General features: G+C 35.0%; 16 protein-coding genes. 8 read left to right on the forward strand and 8 right to left on the reverse strand.

Going from position 1 to position 16,784, the window contains the following annotated elements; translation table 11 throughout:
• Positions 1–30: 30 nt before the first annotated feature.
• Both ftsH and rsfS read right to left on the reverse strand, forming a co-directional pair.
• Positions 31–1,971 (reverse strand): ATP-dependent zinc metalloprotease FtsH, encoded by a 1,941-nt coding sequence (gene ftsH, locus FAF07_RS12670; RefSeq protein ID WP_142785451.1) that lies wholly within the window; start codon positions 1,969–1,971, stop codon positions 31–33.
• Positions 1,972–1,975: 4 nt separating this feature from the next.
• Entirely contained in the window at positions 1,976–2,347 is a 372-nt protein-coding gene (rsfS, locus tag FAF07_RS12675; protein WP_142785452.1) for a ribosome silencing factor, read from the reverse strand.
• A 93-nt stretch (positions 2,348–2,440) separates the two neighbouring features.
• Between rsfS and FAF07_RS12680 the strand changes: the two genes are divergently transcribed.
• On the forward strand, positions 2,441–3,172 hold the full coding sequence (locus FAF07_RS12680) for a biotin--[acetyl-CoA-carboxylase] ligase (RefSeq protein ID WP_142785453.1): 732 nt from the start codon (positions 2,441–2,443) through the stop codon (positions 3,170–3,172).
• 159 nt (positions 3,173–3,331) lie between these two features.
• Here the strand turns inward: FAF07_RS12680 and FAF07_RS12685 are convergent, their stop codons facing one another.
• Positions 3,332–3,727, reverse strand: a complete 396-nt coding sequence (locus tag FAF07_RS12685) for an SRPBCC family protein (protein ID WP_142785454.1) — start codon at positions 3,725–3,727, stop codon at positions 3,332–3,334.
• 55 nt (positions 3,728–3,782) lie between these two features.
• Positions 3,783–4,427: an orotate phosphoribosyltransferase gene (gene pyrE / locus FAF07_RS12690; RefSeq protein ID WP_142786620.1), complete on the reverse strand. Its 645-nt coding sequence runs from the start codon at positions 4,425–4,427 to the stop codon at positions 3,783–3,785.
• Between the two features lie 130 nt (positions 4,428–4,557).
• Here pyrE and FAF07_RS12695 point away from each other — a divergent pair, with 130 nt between their 5' ends.
• Positions 4,558–5,139 (forward strand): NUDIX hydrolase, encoded by a 582-nt coding sequence (locus FAF07_RS12695; RefSeq protein WP_142785455.1) that lies wholly within the window; start codon positions 4,558–4,560, stop codon positions 5,137–5,139.
• Between the two features lie 10 nt (positions 5,140–5,149).
• On the opposite strand, the gene FAF07_RS12700 is transcribed toward FAF07_RS12695, so the two are convergent.
• The 3 genes from FAF07_RS12700 to FAF07_RS12710 all read right to left on the reverse strand — a co-directional run bounded on the left by FAF07_RS12700 (position 5,150) and on the right by FAF07_RS12710 (position 9,014).
• On the reverse strand, positions 5,150–7,465 hold the full coding sequence (locus tag FAF07_RS12700; RefSeq protein ID WP_246067698.1) for a TonB-dependent receptor plug domain-containing protein: 2,316 nt from the start codon (positions 7,463–7,465) through the stop codon (positions 5,150–5,152).
• Positions 7,458–8,372 (reverse strand): FecR family protein, encoded by a 915-nt coding sequence (locus tag FAF07_RS12705; RefSeq protein ID WP_246067699.1) that lies wholly within the window; start codon positions 8,370–8,372, stop codon positions 7,458–7,460. The genes FAF07_RS12700 and FAF07_RS12705 overlap by 8 nt, the downstream gene beginning before the upstream one ends.
• A 126-nt stretch (positions 8,373–8,498) precedes the next feature.
• A complete protein-coding gene (locus FAF07_RS12710; protein ID WP_142785456.1) occupies positions 8,499–9,014 on the reverse strand; it encodes an RNA polymerase sigma factor in 516 nt (171 codons plus the stop codon).
• A 148-nt stretch (positions 9,015–9,162) separates the two neighbouring features.
• On the opposite strand from FAF07_RS12710, the gene FAF07_RS12715 reads away from it, so the two are divergent.
• The 6 genes from FAF07_RS12715 (at position 9,163) to FAF07_RS12740 (ending at position 16,338) form a co-directional block, all read left to right on the forward strand.
• Positions 9,163–10,917 (forward strand): hypothetical protein, encoded by a 1,755-nt coding sequence (locus FAF07_RS12715; protein WP_142785457.1) that lies wholly within the window; start codon positions 9,163–9,165, stop codon positions 10,915–10,917.
• 184 nt (positions 10,918–11,101) lie between these two features.
• Positions 11,102–12,430: a signal recognition particle protein gene (gene ffh / locus FAF07_RS12720; RefSeq protein WP_142785458.1), complete on the forward strand. Its 1,329-nt coding sequence runs from the start codon at positions 11,102–11,104 to the stop codon at positions 12,428–12,430.
• A 58-nt stretch (positions 12,431–12,488) separates the two neighbouring features.
• The gene (locus tag FAF07_RS12725) at positions 12,489–12,860 is read left to right on the forward strand and encodes a four helix bundle protein (RefSeq protein WP_142785459.1); all 372 of its coding nucleotides are present in this window, start codon (positions 12,489–12,491) and stop codon (positions 12,858–12,860) included.
• A 71-nt stretch (positions 12,861–12,931) separates the two neighbouring features.
• Positions 12,932–13,810 carry a bifunctional 5,10-methylenetetrahydrofolate dehydrogenase/5,10-methenyltetrahydrofolate cyclohydrolase gene (locus FAF07_RS12730; protein ID WP_142785460.1) on the forward strand — a complete coding sequence of 293 codons (879 nt, stop codon included), beginning with the start codon at positions 12,932–12,934 and terminating at the stop codon, positions 13,808–13,810.
• A 27-nt stretch (positions 13,811–13,837) separates the two neighbouring features.
• A complete protein-coding gene (locus FAF07_RS12735) occupies positions 13,838–14,560 on the forward strand; it encodes a YwaF family protein (protein ID WP_246067700.1) in 723 nt (240 codons plus the stop codon).
• 38 nt (positions 14,561–14,598) lie between these two features.
• Entirely contained in the window at positions 14,599–16,338 is a 1,740-nt protein-coding gene (locus FAF07_RS12740) for an alpha/beta hydrolase-fold protein (RefSeq protein ID WP_246067701.1), read from the forward strand.
• Positions 16,339–16,340: 2 nt separating this feature from the next.
• Here FAF07_RS12740 and FAF07_RS12745 read toward each other — a convergent pair whose 3' ends face one another.
• Positions 16,341–16,769, reverse strand: a complete 429-nt coding sequence (locus FAF07_RS12745) for a VOC family protein (RefSeq protein ID WP_142785461.1) — start codon at positions 16,767–16,769, stop codon at positions 16,341–16,343.
• Between the last annotated feature and the right edge of the window lie 15 nt (positions 16,770–16,784).

The following is a 16,784-nucleotide window of genomic DNA, read 5'->3' on the forward strand; positions in this document are numbered from 1 at the left end:
ACTAAAAGCTTAACAAAATAGGTGTTTCGTCTATTTATCTAGGGCTTGATGTGCTTCTGGCTTAAAGGCTCGCTTCCCAAAAATTTTCTCTAAATTATCTTTGAAAATGACTTCTTTCTCTAGAAGAACTTCAGCTAATTCTGTTAATTTATCTTTGTTTACTTCAAGAAGTTCAATAGCCCGTTGATATTGCTTTTCTATAATACTTGAAATTTCTTGATCTATCAATTCAGCGGTACGTTCGCTATACGGTTTTGAAAAACCATATTCGTTTTGCCCTGAAGAGTCATAATACGTTAAGTTTCCTACTTTGTCGCTGAGTCCGTAAATAGTAACCATGGCTCTAGCTTGTTTGGTCACTTTTTCTAAATCGCTTAATGCTCCAGTCGAGATTTTATCGAAGATGACCTTTTCTGCGGCACGACCACCAAGGGCAGCACACATTTCGTCAAGCATTTGTTCAGGACGCACAATTAAGCGTTCTTCTGGCAAGTACCATGCAGCACCTAAAGAGCGTCCACGTGGCACAATAGTAACTTTAACTAAAGGTGCGGCATGCTCAAGCATCCAACTCACGGTAGCATGTCCAGCTTCATGATACGCTACGGCTTTTTTCTCACTTGGCGTTATAATTTTATTTTTCTTTTCCAATCCGCCAACAATTCTATCAACCGCGTCTAAGAAATCCTGTTTGTCAACTGCTTTTTTCCCGTTTCTCGCAGCAATTAAAGCCGCTTCATTACAAACGTTAGCAATATCGGCTCCAGAAAAACCAGGGGTTTGCTTAGATAGGAAATCCAAATCTAAATCCTTAGCCTTTTTAAGAGGTCTTAAATGCACTTCGAAAATTTCTTTACGCTCACGAACATCTGGTAAATCGACAAAAATTTGTCTATCAAAACGTCCAGCACGCATCAAAGCTTTATCTAAAATGTCTGCTCTATTCGTCGCTGCAATAACAATAACATTGGTGTTTGTACCAAACCCATCCATCTCAGTTAATAACTGGTTTAGCGTGTTTTCACGTTCGTCATTACTTCCAGACATGGCATTTTTACCTCTAGCGCGACCAATGGCATCAATTTCATCTATAAAAATAATAGAGGGTGATTTTTCTTTGGCTTGTTTGAAAAGGTCTCTAACTCTTGAGGCTCCAACTCCAACAAACATTTCAACAAAATCTGAACCAGATAAGGAAAAGAAAGGTACTTTAGCTTCACCTGCCACGGCACGTGCTAACAATGTTTTTCCGGTTCCCGGAGGGCCAACTAATAGGGCACCTTTTGGTATTTTTCCACCTAATGAGGTATATTTTTCTGGAAACTTTAAAAAGTCCACAATTTCTTGAACTTCTTCTTTAGCGCCTTCTAAACCCGCAACATCTTTAAAGGTTGTTTTTACTTCCGTGTTTTGATCAAAAAGTTTCGCCTTTGATTTTCCGATATTAAAAATTTGTCCGCCTGCGCCTCCACCAGCACCACCAGACATACGTCTCATGATGAAAATCCAAACACCTATAAGCAAAACAAACGGCAAAATGCCTAATAAGAAATCGGCTAAATGATTCTCGTCCCTGATAAAAACAGGTTCTAAATCTAAATCTTTGTCTTCAATAATGGTGTTTAACTTTTCCTGAAAAATGGTAAGATCTCCAAATTCAAATTTATAGTTTGGAAGTCTTGTAGCTGTTGGAATGAGCGTTGAAGGCTTCGAGTTTTTATGAATTTCTTTAGCCTGGGCATCTTTAGTTAGGTATACTCTTGCAATACTTTTATTTACAATTTCTACGCGATCCACATCACCATCTTCTACAAATTGAAAAAATCGCGTTGGATTAAGCGTGCTACCGCCTTGATAATCGCTACTACTAAATAATTGCGCACCAATAAAAATTGCTATAACAATACCATAAATCCAGTATGGACTAAATTTTGGTTTCTTTTCTTTTATGTTTTTTTTCTCGTTTGCCATGTTCTTAATAACTAGTTTCTATAACTGTTGTTTTTGCATCTCCCCAAAGACTCTCTATATCATAATATTCTCTAATGTGCTTTTGAAACACATGTACAACAACATTTACATAATCTATTAATACCCATTCGGCATTATCTACGCCTTCGGTATGCCAAGGGTTGTCCTTTAGCTCTTTACTTACTGTTTTTTGAATTGAATTGACTATGGCATTTACCTGCGTATTTGAAGTCCCTTCGCAAATAATAAAATAATCACAAACTGTATTTTCAATTTCCCTTAAATCTAGTATATTAATCTCTTTGCCTTTAACATCTTCAATGCCACTTATTATTACTGATATTAGCTGATCTGCGTTTATGTTTTCTTTCGCCATTAAATGTATTTAATTTATGCAAAGTTATTATTTTTTTAGTTCTTTATACTTTAAAATAATCATAAGATTTTAAAGTCATACCATACCTTGCATATGCGTACAATCAAACTTAATGCCATCGATTCCACAAATAGCTATTTGCGGAACCTATTAATGCACAATGTTATAGAGGACTATACCACGGTAACCGCGAAATCACAGACTGCCGGCAGAGGACAAATGGGTACTGTTTGGGATGCACAAGCGTCTAAAAACCTAACCTTTAGCGTTTATAAGCGTACAGATGAATTACCTCTAGAGTATCCATTTTATATCAGTATTGTCACCGCTTTGGCGTTGGTCAAGACCCTTCGTTTTTTTTCAATTTCTAGGTTGAGTATTAAATGGCCTAACGACATTTTGTCAGAAGACAAGAAAATATGCGGTATTTTGATTGAGAATGTCATAAAAAATAATAGTATCAATGCCTCTATTATAGGTGTTGGGTTAAATGTGAATCAGACAGAATTCATAAATCTACCTAAAGCATTGTCACTAAAAATGGCTTCTGGAAAGATTTTCGATTTAGATGAAGTACTGAACAACATACTGAAAAACCTAAAATATTATTTCGAGTTATTGAAACAAGAGCAATATGATATTTTAAAAAATGACTACGAGTCGTACCTTTTTAGAAAAGATAAACCTTCAACATTCAAAGATGCTGAAGGCTCGATTTTTTCTGGTTATATAAAGCATGTTTCTAATAACGGAAATCTACAAATCTTGTTAGAAGATAACATTGTAAAAGAGTATGATTTAAAAGAAATCACACTTATGTATTGAACTCGTTTAAACTTTTTCAATTAGCTAAAAAATTGTTTTTTTTGTACCCATTTTTCATCTTTTTTCATTACGTAGCGCTGCTATGCAACTCAAAAAAAACCTTAACTGGTCACAAAATGACTAATTCTCGACTCAATCCAAAAAGTTTAAACAAGTTCACTAAATGGATTTTGGAATACTGGTTACTAGTGTTTCAATAAACTTCGTTATAGGTTTTTTAATCATCATAGCCATCATCGGGTTAAAATCGCCTTTAAACTCAAGTTGTACTTCACTTTGCGTATCATTTACCTTGGTAATATTGCCAATGAGCGAAAAATCCAGCTTACCGCCAGCAGCACCAAGTATAATCTTATTGGGAGGCATGGTTTCTTTCTTTTTAAGCACTATTTCTGGCATTCCTTTTAAGGCGAACAAAAATTTATCATCATCAAGAACTTCAAATTTACTAATGTTTTCAGGCATTAGTAATTCAAAATTTTTAATATCGGATAAAAAATCAAAGACGTCTTGAGGTGATTTTTCAACACTAATCTTAGGTGACTCTAAATTCATATAGTTGTAATTTTTTTTTTTTGTTGAATGAGCTAAACAGCTTTATACGTTTATATCAATTAGCGTTCCATTCACTAGGATTAGTATTCCAATTTTTTAAGGTTTCCAATTCTTCAGAAGAAATATATTTCGTTTCCAAAGCCTGTTCCAATAAACTATCGTAGTTACTTAATGTATGTAACATGATCTGCTCATCTTTAAAGTTTTTAGTAGCTACATCGAAGCCATAAGTAAAAATAGCAATCATGCCTTTTACATGAACCTCTGCTTCTTTAAGGGCTCTCACGGCATTCAAACTACTTTTTCCCGTGCTAATCAAATCTTCAACTACAACAACGTTTTGTCCTTTTTCAATAAAGCCTTCTATCTGATTTTTTCTGCCATGACCTTTTGCATCGGGTCTCACATATATAAAAGGCAAGCCTAAATATTCTGCTACAAGCATGCCAATGCCAATAGCTCCAGTGGCAACGCCAGCTATAGCATCTGGTTTGCCGTAGTGTTTTTGTATATGTTTTCCCATAGTTTCGCGGATATAGTTACGAATGGGCGGGTAGGAAAGTACAATACGGTTGTCACAATAAATGGGAGATTTCCAGCCTGATGCCCAAGTAAAAGGGTCTTGAGGACTTAATTTAATAGCATGTATTTGCAATAAAACCTCGGCTGTTTTTTTTGCGGTATCTTTATTAAAAATCATGCTGGTAAAATTACGCATAAAATTGCTTTTACAAATTAGTTTCAAATGAATTAAAATATTTTTTTTAACAGTCCCCATAATGAAGCGAAAAATGATATTTTTACAAAAATCTTATTTTTAATTATTAAGGATGTATAAAGTTTTTGTTGGTGACAAACCTATAGTTCTAACAACTGTTGTTGAAAAGGAATCCAATTTTAAAAACTACCTACTAAAAACGGTCAATATTAGTAAAGTTATTAAAGAGCTTAACAAAACCGATATACAAGAAATACGCCTCATTCATAAAAACGAGAAGAAATTGCTTAAGAAGTTTCTAAAGAAATTACCCAAGGTAGTCGCTGGTGGTGGAAAAGTGTACAATGATGATGATCAGGTTCTTTTCATTTATAGAAATGATAAATGGGATTTGCCAAAAGGCAAGGCAGAAAAGCACGAAACTATTGAGGAGACTTCTATTCGGGAGGTTACCGAGGAAACAGGCGTTTCTGGATTAGAAATCACAAAACCTTTGGATACCACGTACCATATTTTTAAACGCAATGGGAGGCATAAAATTAAAATCACCTATTGGTTTGAAATGAAAACCAGTTTTATTGGTAATTTATATCCTCAAGAAAATGAAGGTATTACAGATGTAAAATGGCTGAATACTAGCCAGATTAATGATGCGCTTAAAAATTCGTATGCCAATATAAAGTTACTCCTTTAGGGAATACTAATTAAAAGCTAACCCTAAAGCTCAAATTTGGGGTTATGCCTAAGGATTGATTTTCCACTGGAATAACTTCATTTTTATCATCTAAACTGTAATATTTATTTATAATATTCTTTTTATTCAAAACGTTCCAAACGGAAGCACCTATTTGGGCATGTACCTTATGGCTTATGTCAAAGACATAGGTCGCAGAGCAGTCTGCTCGTAAATAATCTTCTATTCTAGTGGAATTGGGAAGTTGATATTCTATCGCATCAAAACTATTCGTATCGTCATTTGTTACAGGTTGTGTTGTAGGTTTACCAGTATGCCAGTTCAATCCTAAGGCTACTTTTAAATCGTTATAGGTGTACGTGCCACCAAAAGTTATGGAGTGCCTTACGTCCGCATTATTTGGGAATGAATTTCCATCGTTTAGCTTCTTAAATGTATAATTGTTTGTGCTATACGAATAGGATATCCATGTGCTTATAACATTATTGAATTGTTTATTTAACAATACATCAACGCCTTTAATTTCATAACTACCAATACTATTTGTAAATTGATATTGATTTTGAAAGCCCTGGCTTCTAGTGGTTATACTATCCACTTTTTTGATGTACCCTTCGGCACTAATCAATAATTTGTTTTTATTAAAATGAACCCCTAAGGAGACTTGTTTGCTCTTTATAACAGGAATATTATCATTATTCGACAATACCCAACGCCGTTTTTCAATGCCCAAAAAATCATTTTGTAAATCGATGATTTGAGACGTGGTCTGACTTTTAAATTCTCCTAGTAATTCAAATCTAAAATAATTAAAGAAACGCTGACTCAAACTTAATCTGGGTTCAGCAAAAAACATATTAAACTTATTGATGTAATTTAAACGCGTCCCTAATGTTAATTTTGTTTTGGCATTGTTTGATAAAAAACCAGTTTCCCCATATGCTGAATGGCTACGAATCACTTCTTTTATATAACTCCTAAATTCTGGATTATTAACATCTTCAAGGTTGCTAATACCAACTTCAGTAAATTGATAGCCACCATTTATGTTGAATTGATTATTCAGCATATAAGTCATGTCTAGCTTAAAAGAACCGTCATATACCTCATTTTCTTGAATTAAGCGCTGGTCGTTAATGATGTCGAAATTGGTAGCATCCAAATCATAATGAGACATATACACTTGTGCCGTTGATGATAGCTTAGGGTTCCAATTTCTGGAATAAGTGATTCCCGTGGCTAAGTTTTGTTGTGATAAATTACTGTTTAAAGCTTCGTTCCTGTCATTTATAGTGGCCTGTTCTTCGTAATCTAAACGGTTGTTCACATTTAAAAAATGAAATCTAATCTTGTCTTTTTTTGAAATATCATAAAGAAATTTGGCCGTAATGTCATAAAAATAGAACGATTCGTTTTTAGAAATAGAATTTGGGTTCGAATTGCTTAAATCTGAATCTTGAAACACCCGGTTGAAATATTGATCATAGGTGGGCGTAGTAATTAAATCTGTAATGGAGCGGCGTGTAGAAACTTGTAATTCGGTTTTTTTGGATAATGGAATTTTAGCGTACACATCGGCATTAATTAAATTAAAACCAGCACCAGCCTTAAATTGCTGATCCAGTTTATTAGGTAATTGAATATCTATAATACTGGATATACCATCTCCGTATTTGGCGCTTGTGCCATTTTTATAAACGGTAACTTGTTCGGTTATATAAGGATTGAAGGCGGAAATGAGTCCGAAAAAATGCCCCGATTGATACATCTTTATGCCGTCCCAAAGTAGTAGGTTTTGGTCGTGCGTGCCCCCACGGATATTTATATTTGATACCGTTTCATCAATACTCATCACACCTGGAAGCGCTTGTATGGTTTGTAAGACATCAGGTTCTATTAAACCTGGTAAAATACCGAAGCTATCAGGTTTTACTGTTACAGACCCATCATTTAGTTTGGTAATACCTCGGGTTAGGTAATTGGTGATAATGACCTCGTCTAAATTTTGAACCCGATGTAGCGGGTTACCTTGATCTATTTTTTTTATGACCACGAACCGATTATCAAGCAATTGAAAGTCTAAAAAGGTTTCTTTTTCGAGTAAATTTAATACGTCTTCTAAAGAAAGGAGCGTATCTGGGTTCTTGATTCTTTTGTCTTTAATGGTGTCATCAGCAAAAGAAAAGCTAATATTGTAGCGCGTTTCAAGAGTTTTTAAAACAGTAACAAGTAGTTGCTTTTCTTCTTGAATAGTTTGCGCTTTTAGGTTGGCAACATTCAAAAAAAACAATATAGCAAAAATTAAAAAATTAAAGTTTTTACTCACCTTTTAATATGATAGTATCGTTGGTTTTACTATATGTTACATGTAAGGGTAAGGTAATGGATTTTAAAGCAATTTCTAAATTATCATGAGTAAAACTACCTGTAAAAAGTTGTGTGGAATCAATATTAATCAATGTAAAATCTACACTGTATTGTCTTTCAAATTCAGCAATAACTGTTTTGTACGGTAAGCTTTTAAAGGTGCTTTCGTTATTTAGCCACGAAGGAGTTGAGCGGTTTTCTTTTTCTTTAGCAATGGTTTTCCCATCAATAATTAAAAAACTGTCTCCAGGTTTTAATTTTGTTTCTTTCGATTTGTAGGTAACTCCAACTAAACCTTCGTAGCAAATAACCTCAAAATGATTGTCCCGTTGTTTTACATTAAATTGCGTACCATAAACGGTAACAGTTCCTGATTTGGTAATCACCTTAAATGAAGAGCCTTTGGCAACTTTAAAGAAAGCTTCGCCTTCAAGTTCCACATCACGGTCTTTTTTCCAATGGTTTTTATTAAAAACCAATAGCGATTTTGCGTTGAGGAAAACACTGGATGCGTCTGGGAGCGCAATAGTTGTTTTTTGAGCCAGATCCGTTGTGATTTTAGTATCTAAAGTCGTGGTGTAATAATACACGCTAAAACAAATGGCTAAAACAGCAGCAATTCGTAGAAACGGCTTCAACCAATGTGTTGGGGTTTGGGTTTTACCCCCGATAACTGTCGGTGTAATTTTAGATAATACGTTTTCAAGTTCTTTTGAAGTGTCGTAATCATCTGCCTTAAAAGCTTGTAGCCCGGAATTTAACCTTACTAAATCATCATAGTCTTCAAGGTTTTTAAACGCTTGTAGCTCCTGATCATTTAGATCATTATTTAACCATTTCGATATTAAAGTTTCTCTGTTCATCATTTTCTTATACAACTATATAACAGTTAAGTTTTATTTTTTCCTACCCTCAATTAAAAAAAGTTTAAAATTCAATATTCAAAGTTTATTGGTAATCAATTTTGAATCTTAAACCTGAAACTTTTGAACTTAAAGTTCCTTAATATCCTTCCGTAACTTTTTTAAAGCGCCATAAATACGTTTTTCAACTGCTTTCGTCGATATGTCTAAAAGTGCTGCAATCTCCTTAAAACGTTTTCCTTCTACACGGTTCATCATAAAGGCAACGCGTTGTGCTTCGGTTAAATTGGCCAGTGCTTTTTGCAGTTTATCATAATATTCGCTTTCCTGCATTAAAAATTCAGGACTCTCATTGGTATACTGTTTCGGTTTGGTTTGTTGGTGTTTTAAAACTACTTTTTGGTGTGCCACTTCATTTAGCATCATATTATTGGCAGTGGTAAATAAGAAACTCTTTGCTTTATCGGGTGAGATTTTTGTGCAATTTTGCCAGAGCTTTATAAAGGCTTCCTGCACTTTATCCTTGGGGTTTAGTAAATCACCAAACTTATAGTATAAAAAATCGTGTAAATTTTTAGAATGCTTATTAAAAATAGATGAAAACAGTCGCTCTTCGCAAATATTATCATGTAGTTGTTTGCCCATAAAAAGTGGTAGTTGGTGGCACTAAAATAAGGCTTTTTGGAATTTGGAATTTGGAATTTTTGATTTTTTTTCAAAAGTGGGGGTAGGGATTTTTGAAGTTATCCTGTTTTATTATCAAAACGACATGTTTAACCCAAAATCAAATATCATGAAAACTATTTTGAGAACATTATTGCTAACACCTTTTTTTGCCTTGTTATTGTTTACCTCTTGTCAAGAAGAAGTAATAGATATTACTGAACCTAATGAAGCGGAAATACTTGTTGCCGAATCCACCTTGACTAACTTAATGAGTGCCACATCCATAATGGATGGATCTGCGGATAATATTATTGACAATGCGAGTTGTTTATCTGTAGAATTGCCTATTACCGTTATTGTTAATGGTTTAGAAATTAGAGTCGATTCTAGAGAAGATTTTAAAGTTATTGAAGCTATTTTTAAAGAGTTTGATGACGATGAAGACCGATTGGATATTGTTTTTCCTATTACTATTGTTTTGTCTAATCACGATGAAGTGGTTATCGAAAACCGTGACACTTTAGAAGAATTAATTGATGAATGTCGTGGTGAAAATGAAGACGACGACGATATTGAATGTATCGATTTTCAATACCCAATGTCTTTTTCAGTGTATAATGCAGATTTTCAAGTTATCAATGTAATCACTATTGAAAATGATAGAGAATTATATCATTTTATAAAACGAGTTAGACATGAAGCAGGATTATTAGCAAGCCTTAATTTCCCAGTCACTATGGAATTAGCAGATGGTACTGAAGTAGTTGTAAACAATAATGAAGAATTACAACGAACCATTGAAGAAGCAAAAGATGTTTGTGATGAAGATGATGATAATGATTATGGCGATGACGATTTTACTAAAGAACGTTTAGACGAATACTTAATGACTTGCCCATGGGTTGTTCATGAGTTTGAAAGAAACGAAGACGATTTAAGAGAGCAATACCGTGAATATGTCATAGTGTTTAAAGAAGATCATGTTGTTAAGGTTCATGCAAGAGGTGGCGATGTTTTAACAGGAACTTGGTCAACACGTGTTACCCATCATGGTGCCCTAATAAAATTAGAGTTTGATACCCTTGCAGACTTCACGTTAGAATGGTTTGTATATGATATTGAACCAGGTAAGGTAAAACTCTATCAAGCTGGTGGGAACCGAATCATCTTAAAGAAAAACTGTGATATTGTTATTGATATTACCAAAGAACGCATTGAAAACTACTTACAAGAGTGTTTATGGAGAATTGCACGATTACAAGTTGATGGCGCCGATAATGAAAAAGAGTATATAGGCATGCCTTTAAAATTTTTCCCAGACAATGTTGTAAAACTTAGAGTAAATGGTGAGTTAGTAGAAGGTACTTACGAGGTTGGAGTGAGAACTATGGGTTTCATTTTGCAAATCACTCTTGATGGCAGACCAGATTTAAAATTAGAATGGTTAATCACGTTCTTAGAGCCAGGTTTAATTAAGTTGGAAAATGCCAATAATAAAATGATCTTGGAAAGACATTGTCCTGGTACCGATGACGATTTAAATTACATTGATGGTGTATTGATTAATGGAGCGTGGGAAGTTGCTGCTTATCAAGTTAATGGTGAAAATAAACCAGAAGAATTCTTGATGTACACTTTAAACTTTTTAGAAACTGGTAGAGTAGAAGTAACAGACCCTAACAATGGCGTATTTAGTGGAGCTTGGTTATCATATAGAAAAGAAGGTTTGAATCTTGGATTGTTCTTCGGAAATAATGCACCGTTTGATGACTTAAACCACCGATGGAAAATAGTTGAAATCACAGCAGATAGAATTGAAATGAAAGATTTAAATGCTAATGGTGAGATTGAACGCATATTAGTCCTTGAAAAGAAAGCTTAATATGTTTTGGTTGAAAAGGAGAAACTTATCTTTCGGTTTTTAGGTTAATTAGTTAAGTTTCCTTTGTAAGGCTGTCAAATTAAATAATTTGGCAGCCTTTTTTGTTTGCATTTTTACCACGTGATGCTTCAATAATACACAGCAAATCCTTAAATTTGCATTTCTTAAAATTACAATACAAATTATGTTTAATAATTTAAGCGATAAATTAGATAAAGCCTTACACGTTCTAAAAGGGCATGGAAGCATCACAGAAGTTAATGTTGCCGAAACCTTAAAAGAGGTGCGTCGTGCCTTATTAGATGCCGATGTTAACTTTAAAATAGCTAAAGAGTTTACCACAAGAGTTAAGGAAAGGGCGATTGGTCAAGACGTTTTAACGACCTTGCAGCCTGGGCAGCTCATGGTGAAAATCGTTAAAGACGAGCTTACCCAACTTATGGGTGGTGATGCCGAAGGACTCAACCTGTCGGGCAATCCAAGTGTTATTTTAATGTCAGGTTTGCAAGGTTCTGGTAAAACCACGTTTTCTGGTAAACTGGCTAATTTTCTTAAGACTAAAAAAACAAAGAAACCGTTATTGGTAGCCTGTGATGTATATCGTCCTGCCGCGATAGATCAGTTGCACGTCGTTGGCGAGCAAATAGGCGTAGAGGTATTTAGTGATAGGGGCAATACAGATCCTGTTGCGATTTCTCAAGCAGGTATAGCACATGCAAAGGCGAACGGATTTAATGTGGTTATTATAGATACTGCGGGTCGTTTGGCTGTAGATGAGGTCATGATGAATGAAATCTCCAACATTCATAAAGCCGTTCAACCCCAAGAAACTTTGTTCGTAGTAGATGCTATGACGGGTCAAGATGCGGTGAATACGGCCAAGGCATTTAACGATGTGTTGAATTTTGACGGGGTTATCCTTACTAAATTAGATGGTGATACTCGTGGTGGAGCTGCCATTTCTATTAAATCTGTAGTAAATAAACCGATTAAGTTTATTGGTACAGGAGAGAAAATGGAAGCCATTGATGTGTTCTATCCCGCACGTATGGCAGATCGTATTTTGGGCATGGGAGATGTGGTGTCTTTAGTAGAGCGTGCTCAAGAACAATTTGATGAAGTCGAAGCTAGAAAACTCCAAAAGAAAATTGCCAAGAACCAATTTGGTTTTGATGATTTCTTAAAGCAGATTCAGCAAATTAAGAAAATGGGAAACATGAAAGACCTTATGGGTATGATTCCCGGTGCTGGAAAAATGATGAAAGATGTAGATATTGATGATGATGCTTTTAAGGGTATAGAAGCTATTATTCACTCCATGACGCCAAAAGAGAGAACAAATCCATCCATAATAAACTCTAGTAGAAAAATTAGAATTGGTAAAGGTTCAGGGACTTCAGTTCAGCAAGTTAATCAGCTTTTAAAGCAGTTTAACCAAATGAGTAAAATGATGAAAATGATGCAAGGTGGGGGCGGTAAAAAGATGATGCAAATGATGAAGGGGGTGCGTTAGGGTTTTAGTTTGCAGTCTCAGTCTCAGTTTGCAATATTTTAAAAATTAAGTTAGGAATATGGATTTTAAAAAATTATTGGCTTATCAAAAAGCGTTTGATGTAGCTATGTTGATTTTTGAAATTTCTAAAACTTTTCCGAAAGAAGAAACATATTCGTTAACAGATCAGATTAGAAGAAGTTCTCGGTCGGTATGGGCAAATATTTCCGAAGCTTATAGAAAAAGAAGATACCCTAAACATTTTATAAGTAAACTTACAGATGCTGATGGTGAGAATTCTGAAACCAATTCTTGGTTAGATTTTGCATTGGCTTGTGAATATATTTCATCTGAAGATTACTCAAAATTTTCAGAACAAAGTAAAGAGATTGGAAAGATTATAAATTACATGATTAACAATCCAGGGAAATTTGGAGTAAAAATAGAATAGAAAATAGTCGTATAAGGTGTCTCCAGCAGAGTAAAAACTGCGACTGCAACTGCGACTGAAAACTTTAAGAAATGACAATTTTAGACGGAAAAAAAGTTAGTAACGATATTAAAAATGAGATTGCTGCCGAAGTTCAGAAAATGAAGGACAAAGGTGAAAAAGTGCCTCATCTTGCAGCCATTATTGTTGGGAATGACGGCGCTAGCTTAACTTATGTGGGTAGTAAGGTAAAAGCTTGTGAACGTGTCGGTTTTGAGTCTACGCTTGTTAAAATGTCAAATACCACCAGTGAGATAGAATTGTTAGACAAAATAAAGGAGCTAAATACGAATCCTGATATTGATGGCTTCATTGTGCAATTGCCATTGCCACCACAAATAAACACTCAAAAAGTATTACTGGCTGTTAATCCAGATAAAGATGTCGATGGTTTTCATCCTATGAATTTTGGTAAAATGGCTTTAGACATGTCAACGTTTATTCCCGCAACGCCGTTTGGAATATTAGAATTACTAGATCGTTATGGCGTTGAAACTAATGGGAAACATACCGTAGTTATTGGTCGTTCTCATATTGTGGGTAGACCCATGAGTATTTTAATGGGTAGAAAAGGGTTTCCTGGAAATTCTACCGTTACTTTAACACACAGTCATACCAAAAACATCACACAAATTACATCTCAAGCAGATATTATTATTTCGGCATTAGGGGTTCCAGATTTTCTTAAAGCTGAAATGGTAAAAGACGATGTGGTTATTATTGATGTAGGCATTACACGTGTGCCAGATGAAAGCAAACCTAGAGGTTATAGAATTACAGGAGATGTTGATTTTGCCAATGTCTCTAAAAAAGCAAGTTTTATAACACCCGTTCCTGGAGGTGTGGGACCAATGACCATTGCTATGCTACTAAAAAACACCTTACTTGCCAGAGAGCAACATATGATGTAGTTATCTTTTTATAACTATCCTTGTATTATGAACTGGCACATAAATCAGGTAATGTATTTATTTACAGGGGTATCTATTGGTAGTGCTCCGCACATCTTTCCCATTCTTATCGCACTTATATTTGCTGTGTTTTTTATAAGGTACGCCAAAAAAAAACTTCAGAAGAAGCAACAACATGTGTTTTTACATCTATTTGGATGCTTAGTATGTTTGACTGTTTTAGTATTTCATGTTTACAAAATATTTTTAGGAAATTATAAAATAGCGACAGATTTACCTCTGTACTTATGTAGTTTTTTGGCTTTACTAATACCCATATTCACACAGTATAGAAAGTACTGGATGTATGAAATCTTATTGTTCTGGATTATCGCCGGAACCTCCCAAGGCATTATAACACCTGATATTGCTGATGGCTTTCCTAGTTTTGATTACTTTAGGTATTGGGTCGTTCATTTAGGATTGGTAATTGTCATCTTATATGCCACATTTGTATTAAAAATGAAGCCAAAGCTATCAAGTGTTTTTAAGTCTTTTTTCGCCCTTCAGCTTTATGTTATTTGTATCATGTTTATAAATCACCTCTTAGATGCAAATTATTTTTATTTAAATAAAAAGCCTGCCTCAGCGTCGTTATTAGATTATTTTGGGGAATGGCCATACTATATAATAACGACTCAAATCATTATTATTCCTTATTTCTTGTTGATTTATTTACCCTTTCATTTAAGTAAAAGGAGCTATAAGTAGTTAAAATTTATTACCTTTTTTGAAAATATGTCTTACTTATGAAACAAGTCCATGTTCTATACTTCACTCTTTCAATGCTAATAGTAAGTTGCGATTCCAAGTATTTCAAAAAATCTGATGGTGTGAATATCAATATAACCTTTCCTGATTCCGGGAATTCTAAAAACTTAGATGGCAGATTGCTTTTAATTTTTTCTGATAATGATGAAAAGGAGCCTCGTTTTCAGGTGACGGCAGAACTTAAAGCACAACCTGTATTTGGAATGAATGTGAATGATGTTTCTCCAAATTCAACAATTCCTTTTGATAATAAGGCATTTGGGTTCCCGTATAAAAACTTAAGCGATATAAAAGCTGGTGACTATTTTGTTCAAGCTGTGTTTCATGTATATGAAACCTTCAATTTATCTACGGGACATACCGTACAATTGCCAATGGACAATGGTGAAGGACAGCAATGGAATAGATTTCCAGGAAACCTTTATAGCACACCGTTCAAAATAACAATTACTGAAAATGGTATGGAAGCGCTTGATATTGTTCTAGATCAGGTTATTCCTCCTATCGAGGCTCCAAAAGACACGGCATGGATAAAACATATTAAAATGAAATCTGAATTGCTTTCAAGGTTTTGGGGTAGAGATATCTATTTGGGAGCACACGTTTTATTGCCTAAAGGATTTAATGACCATCCGGAAGCAAAATATCCCTTGATGGTTTTTCAAGGACATTTTCCAACAGATTTTGGAGGTTTTAGAACCACAGCTCCAGACCCTGATTTGGAACCCGATTATTCAGATAGGTTTGATGTTAAAGGCTATAACATTATGCAGCAGCAAGAAGCTTACGATTTCTATAAACACTGGAACGAGCCTGATTTTCCTCGATTTCTTGTTATTGAAATTCAGCATCCAACACCTTATTATGACGATTCTTATGCGGTAAATTCGGCAAGTCAAGGGCCTTATGGCGATGCGCTTACTTATGAGTTAATTCCACATATTGAAGAACTTTTTAGAGGTCAAGGCGAAGGCTGGTCGCGTTTTTTATATGGCGGTTCCACCGGAGGCTGGGAAGCTCTGGCGGTTCAAGTAAAATATCCGGATGAATATAACGGGTGTTTTGCAGCATGTCCCGATCCAATTGATTTTAGAGCCTATTGTCTTACTAATATTTACGAAGATGATAATGCTTATTACGCTGATAGCAAGCATAAAATTATTGAGGTTCCAGCGCATAGAGATTACTTAGGAAATATAAGTTCCACAGTAAAAGAGAACAATCATTTAGAATTGGTTTTGGGTGATAAATCGAGGTCCGGTGGCCAGTATGATATTTGGGAAGCCACGTATTCACCACAGGGTGAAGATGGTTACCCCAAGCGTTTATGGGATAAGTACTCTGGTGATATTGATCATGATGTTGCTGAGTTTTGGAAGGAAAATTATGATTTAAGACATATTTTAGAACGCGATTGGTCTAAGTTAGGACCGAATTTAAAAGGAAAAATTCATATTTATTGTGGCGATATGGATAATTACTATTTAAATAATGCCGTCTATTTAATGGAAGATTTTTTAGAAAGCACCACAGATCCGTATTATGATGGTGAAGTGGACTACGGTGATAGGGCAGAACATTGCTGGAATGGCGATCAAGAAAACCCAAATCATATTTCTAGATTACGATACAATAGCATGTACGTTCCTAAAATAATGAAGCGCATCATGGAGAGTGCACCAAAGGATGCCGATCTAACGAGTTGGCGGTATAAGTAATCTTACTTGGAAAATAATTGCCCAATATCCTTAAAGGCTTTAAATTCTAAAGCATTGCCTGCGGGGTCGTAGAAAAACATGGTTGCTTGCTCGCCCATTTCGCCTTCAAAACGGACGTAGGGTTCAATTATAAATGACATGTTTTGACTTCGTAATCGTTCCGCGAAAGCCTTAAAAACATCCCAATCTAAAACCACACCAAAATGCGGAATAGGAACTGCTTTACCATCCACAGCATTGGTATGTAGCTCTTCAGCGTTTTCTTTGGGTTTATAATGAATGACGAGTTGGTGTCCAAAAAAATTAAAATCTGCCCAATGGTCGCTGCTACGACCCTCTTCACAACCTAAGGTGTCTCTGTAAAATTGTCTACAGGTTTTTAGATTGTGAACAGGAATAGCTAAATGAAACGGACGAACATCTGTAGTCATTATATTGTAATTTAA

Source organism: Changchengzhania lutea (assembly GCF_006974145.1).
Classification (GTDB): domain Bacteria; phylum Bacteroidota; class Bacteroidia; order Flavobacteriales; family Flavobacteriaceae; genus Changchengzhania; species Changchengzhania lutea.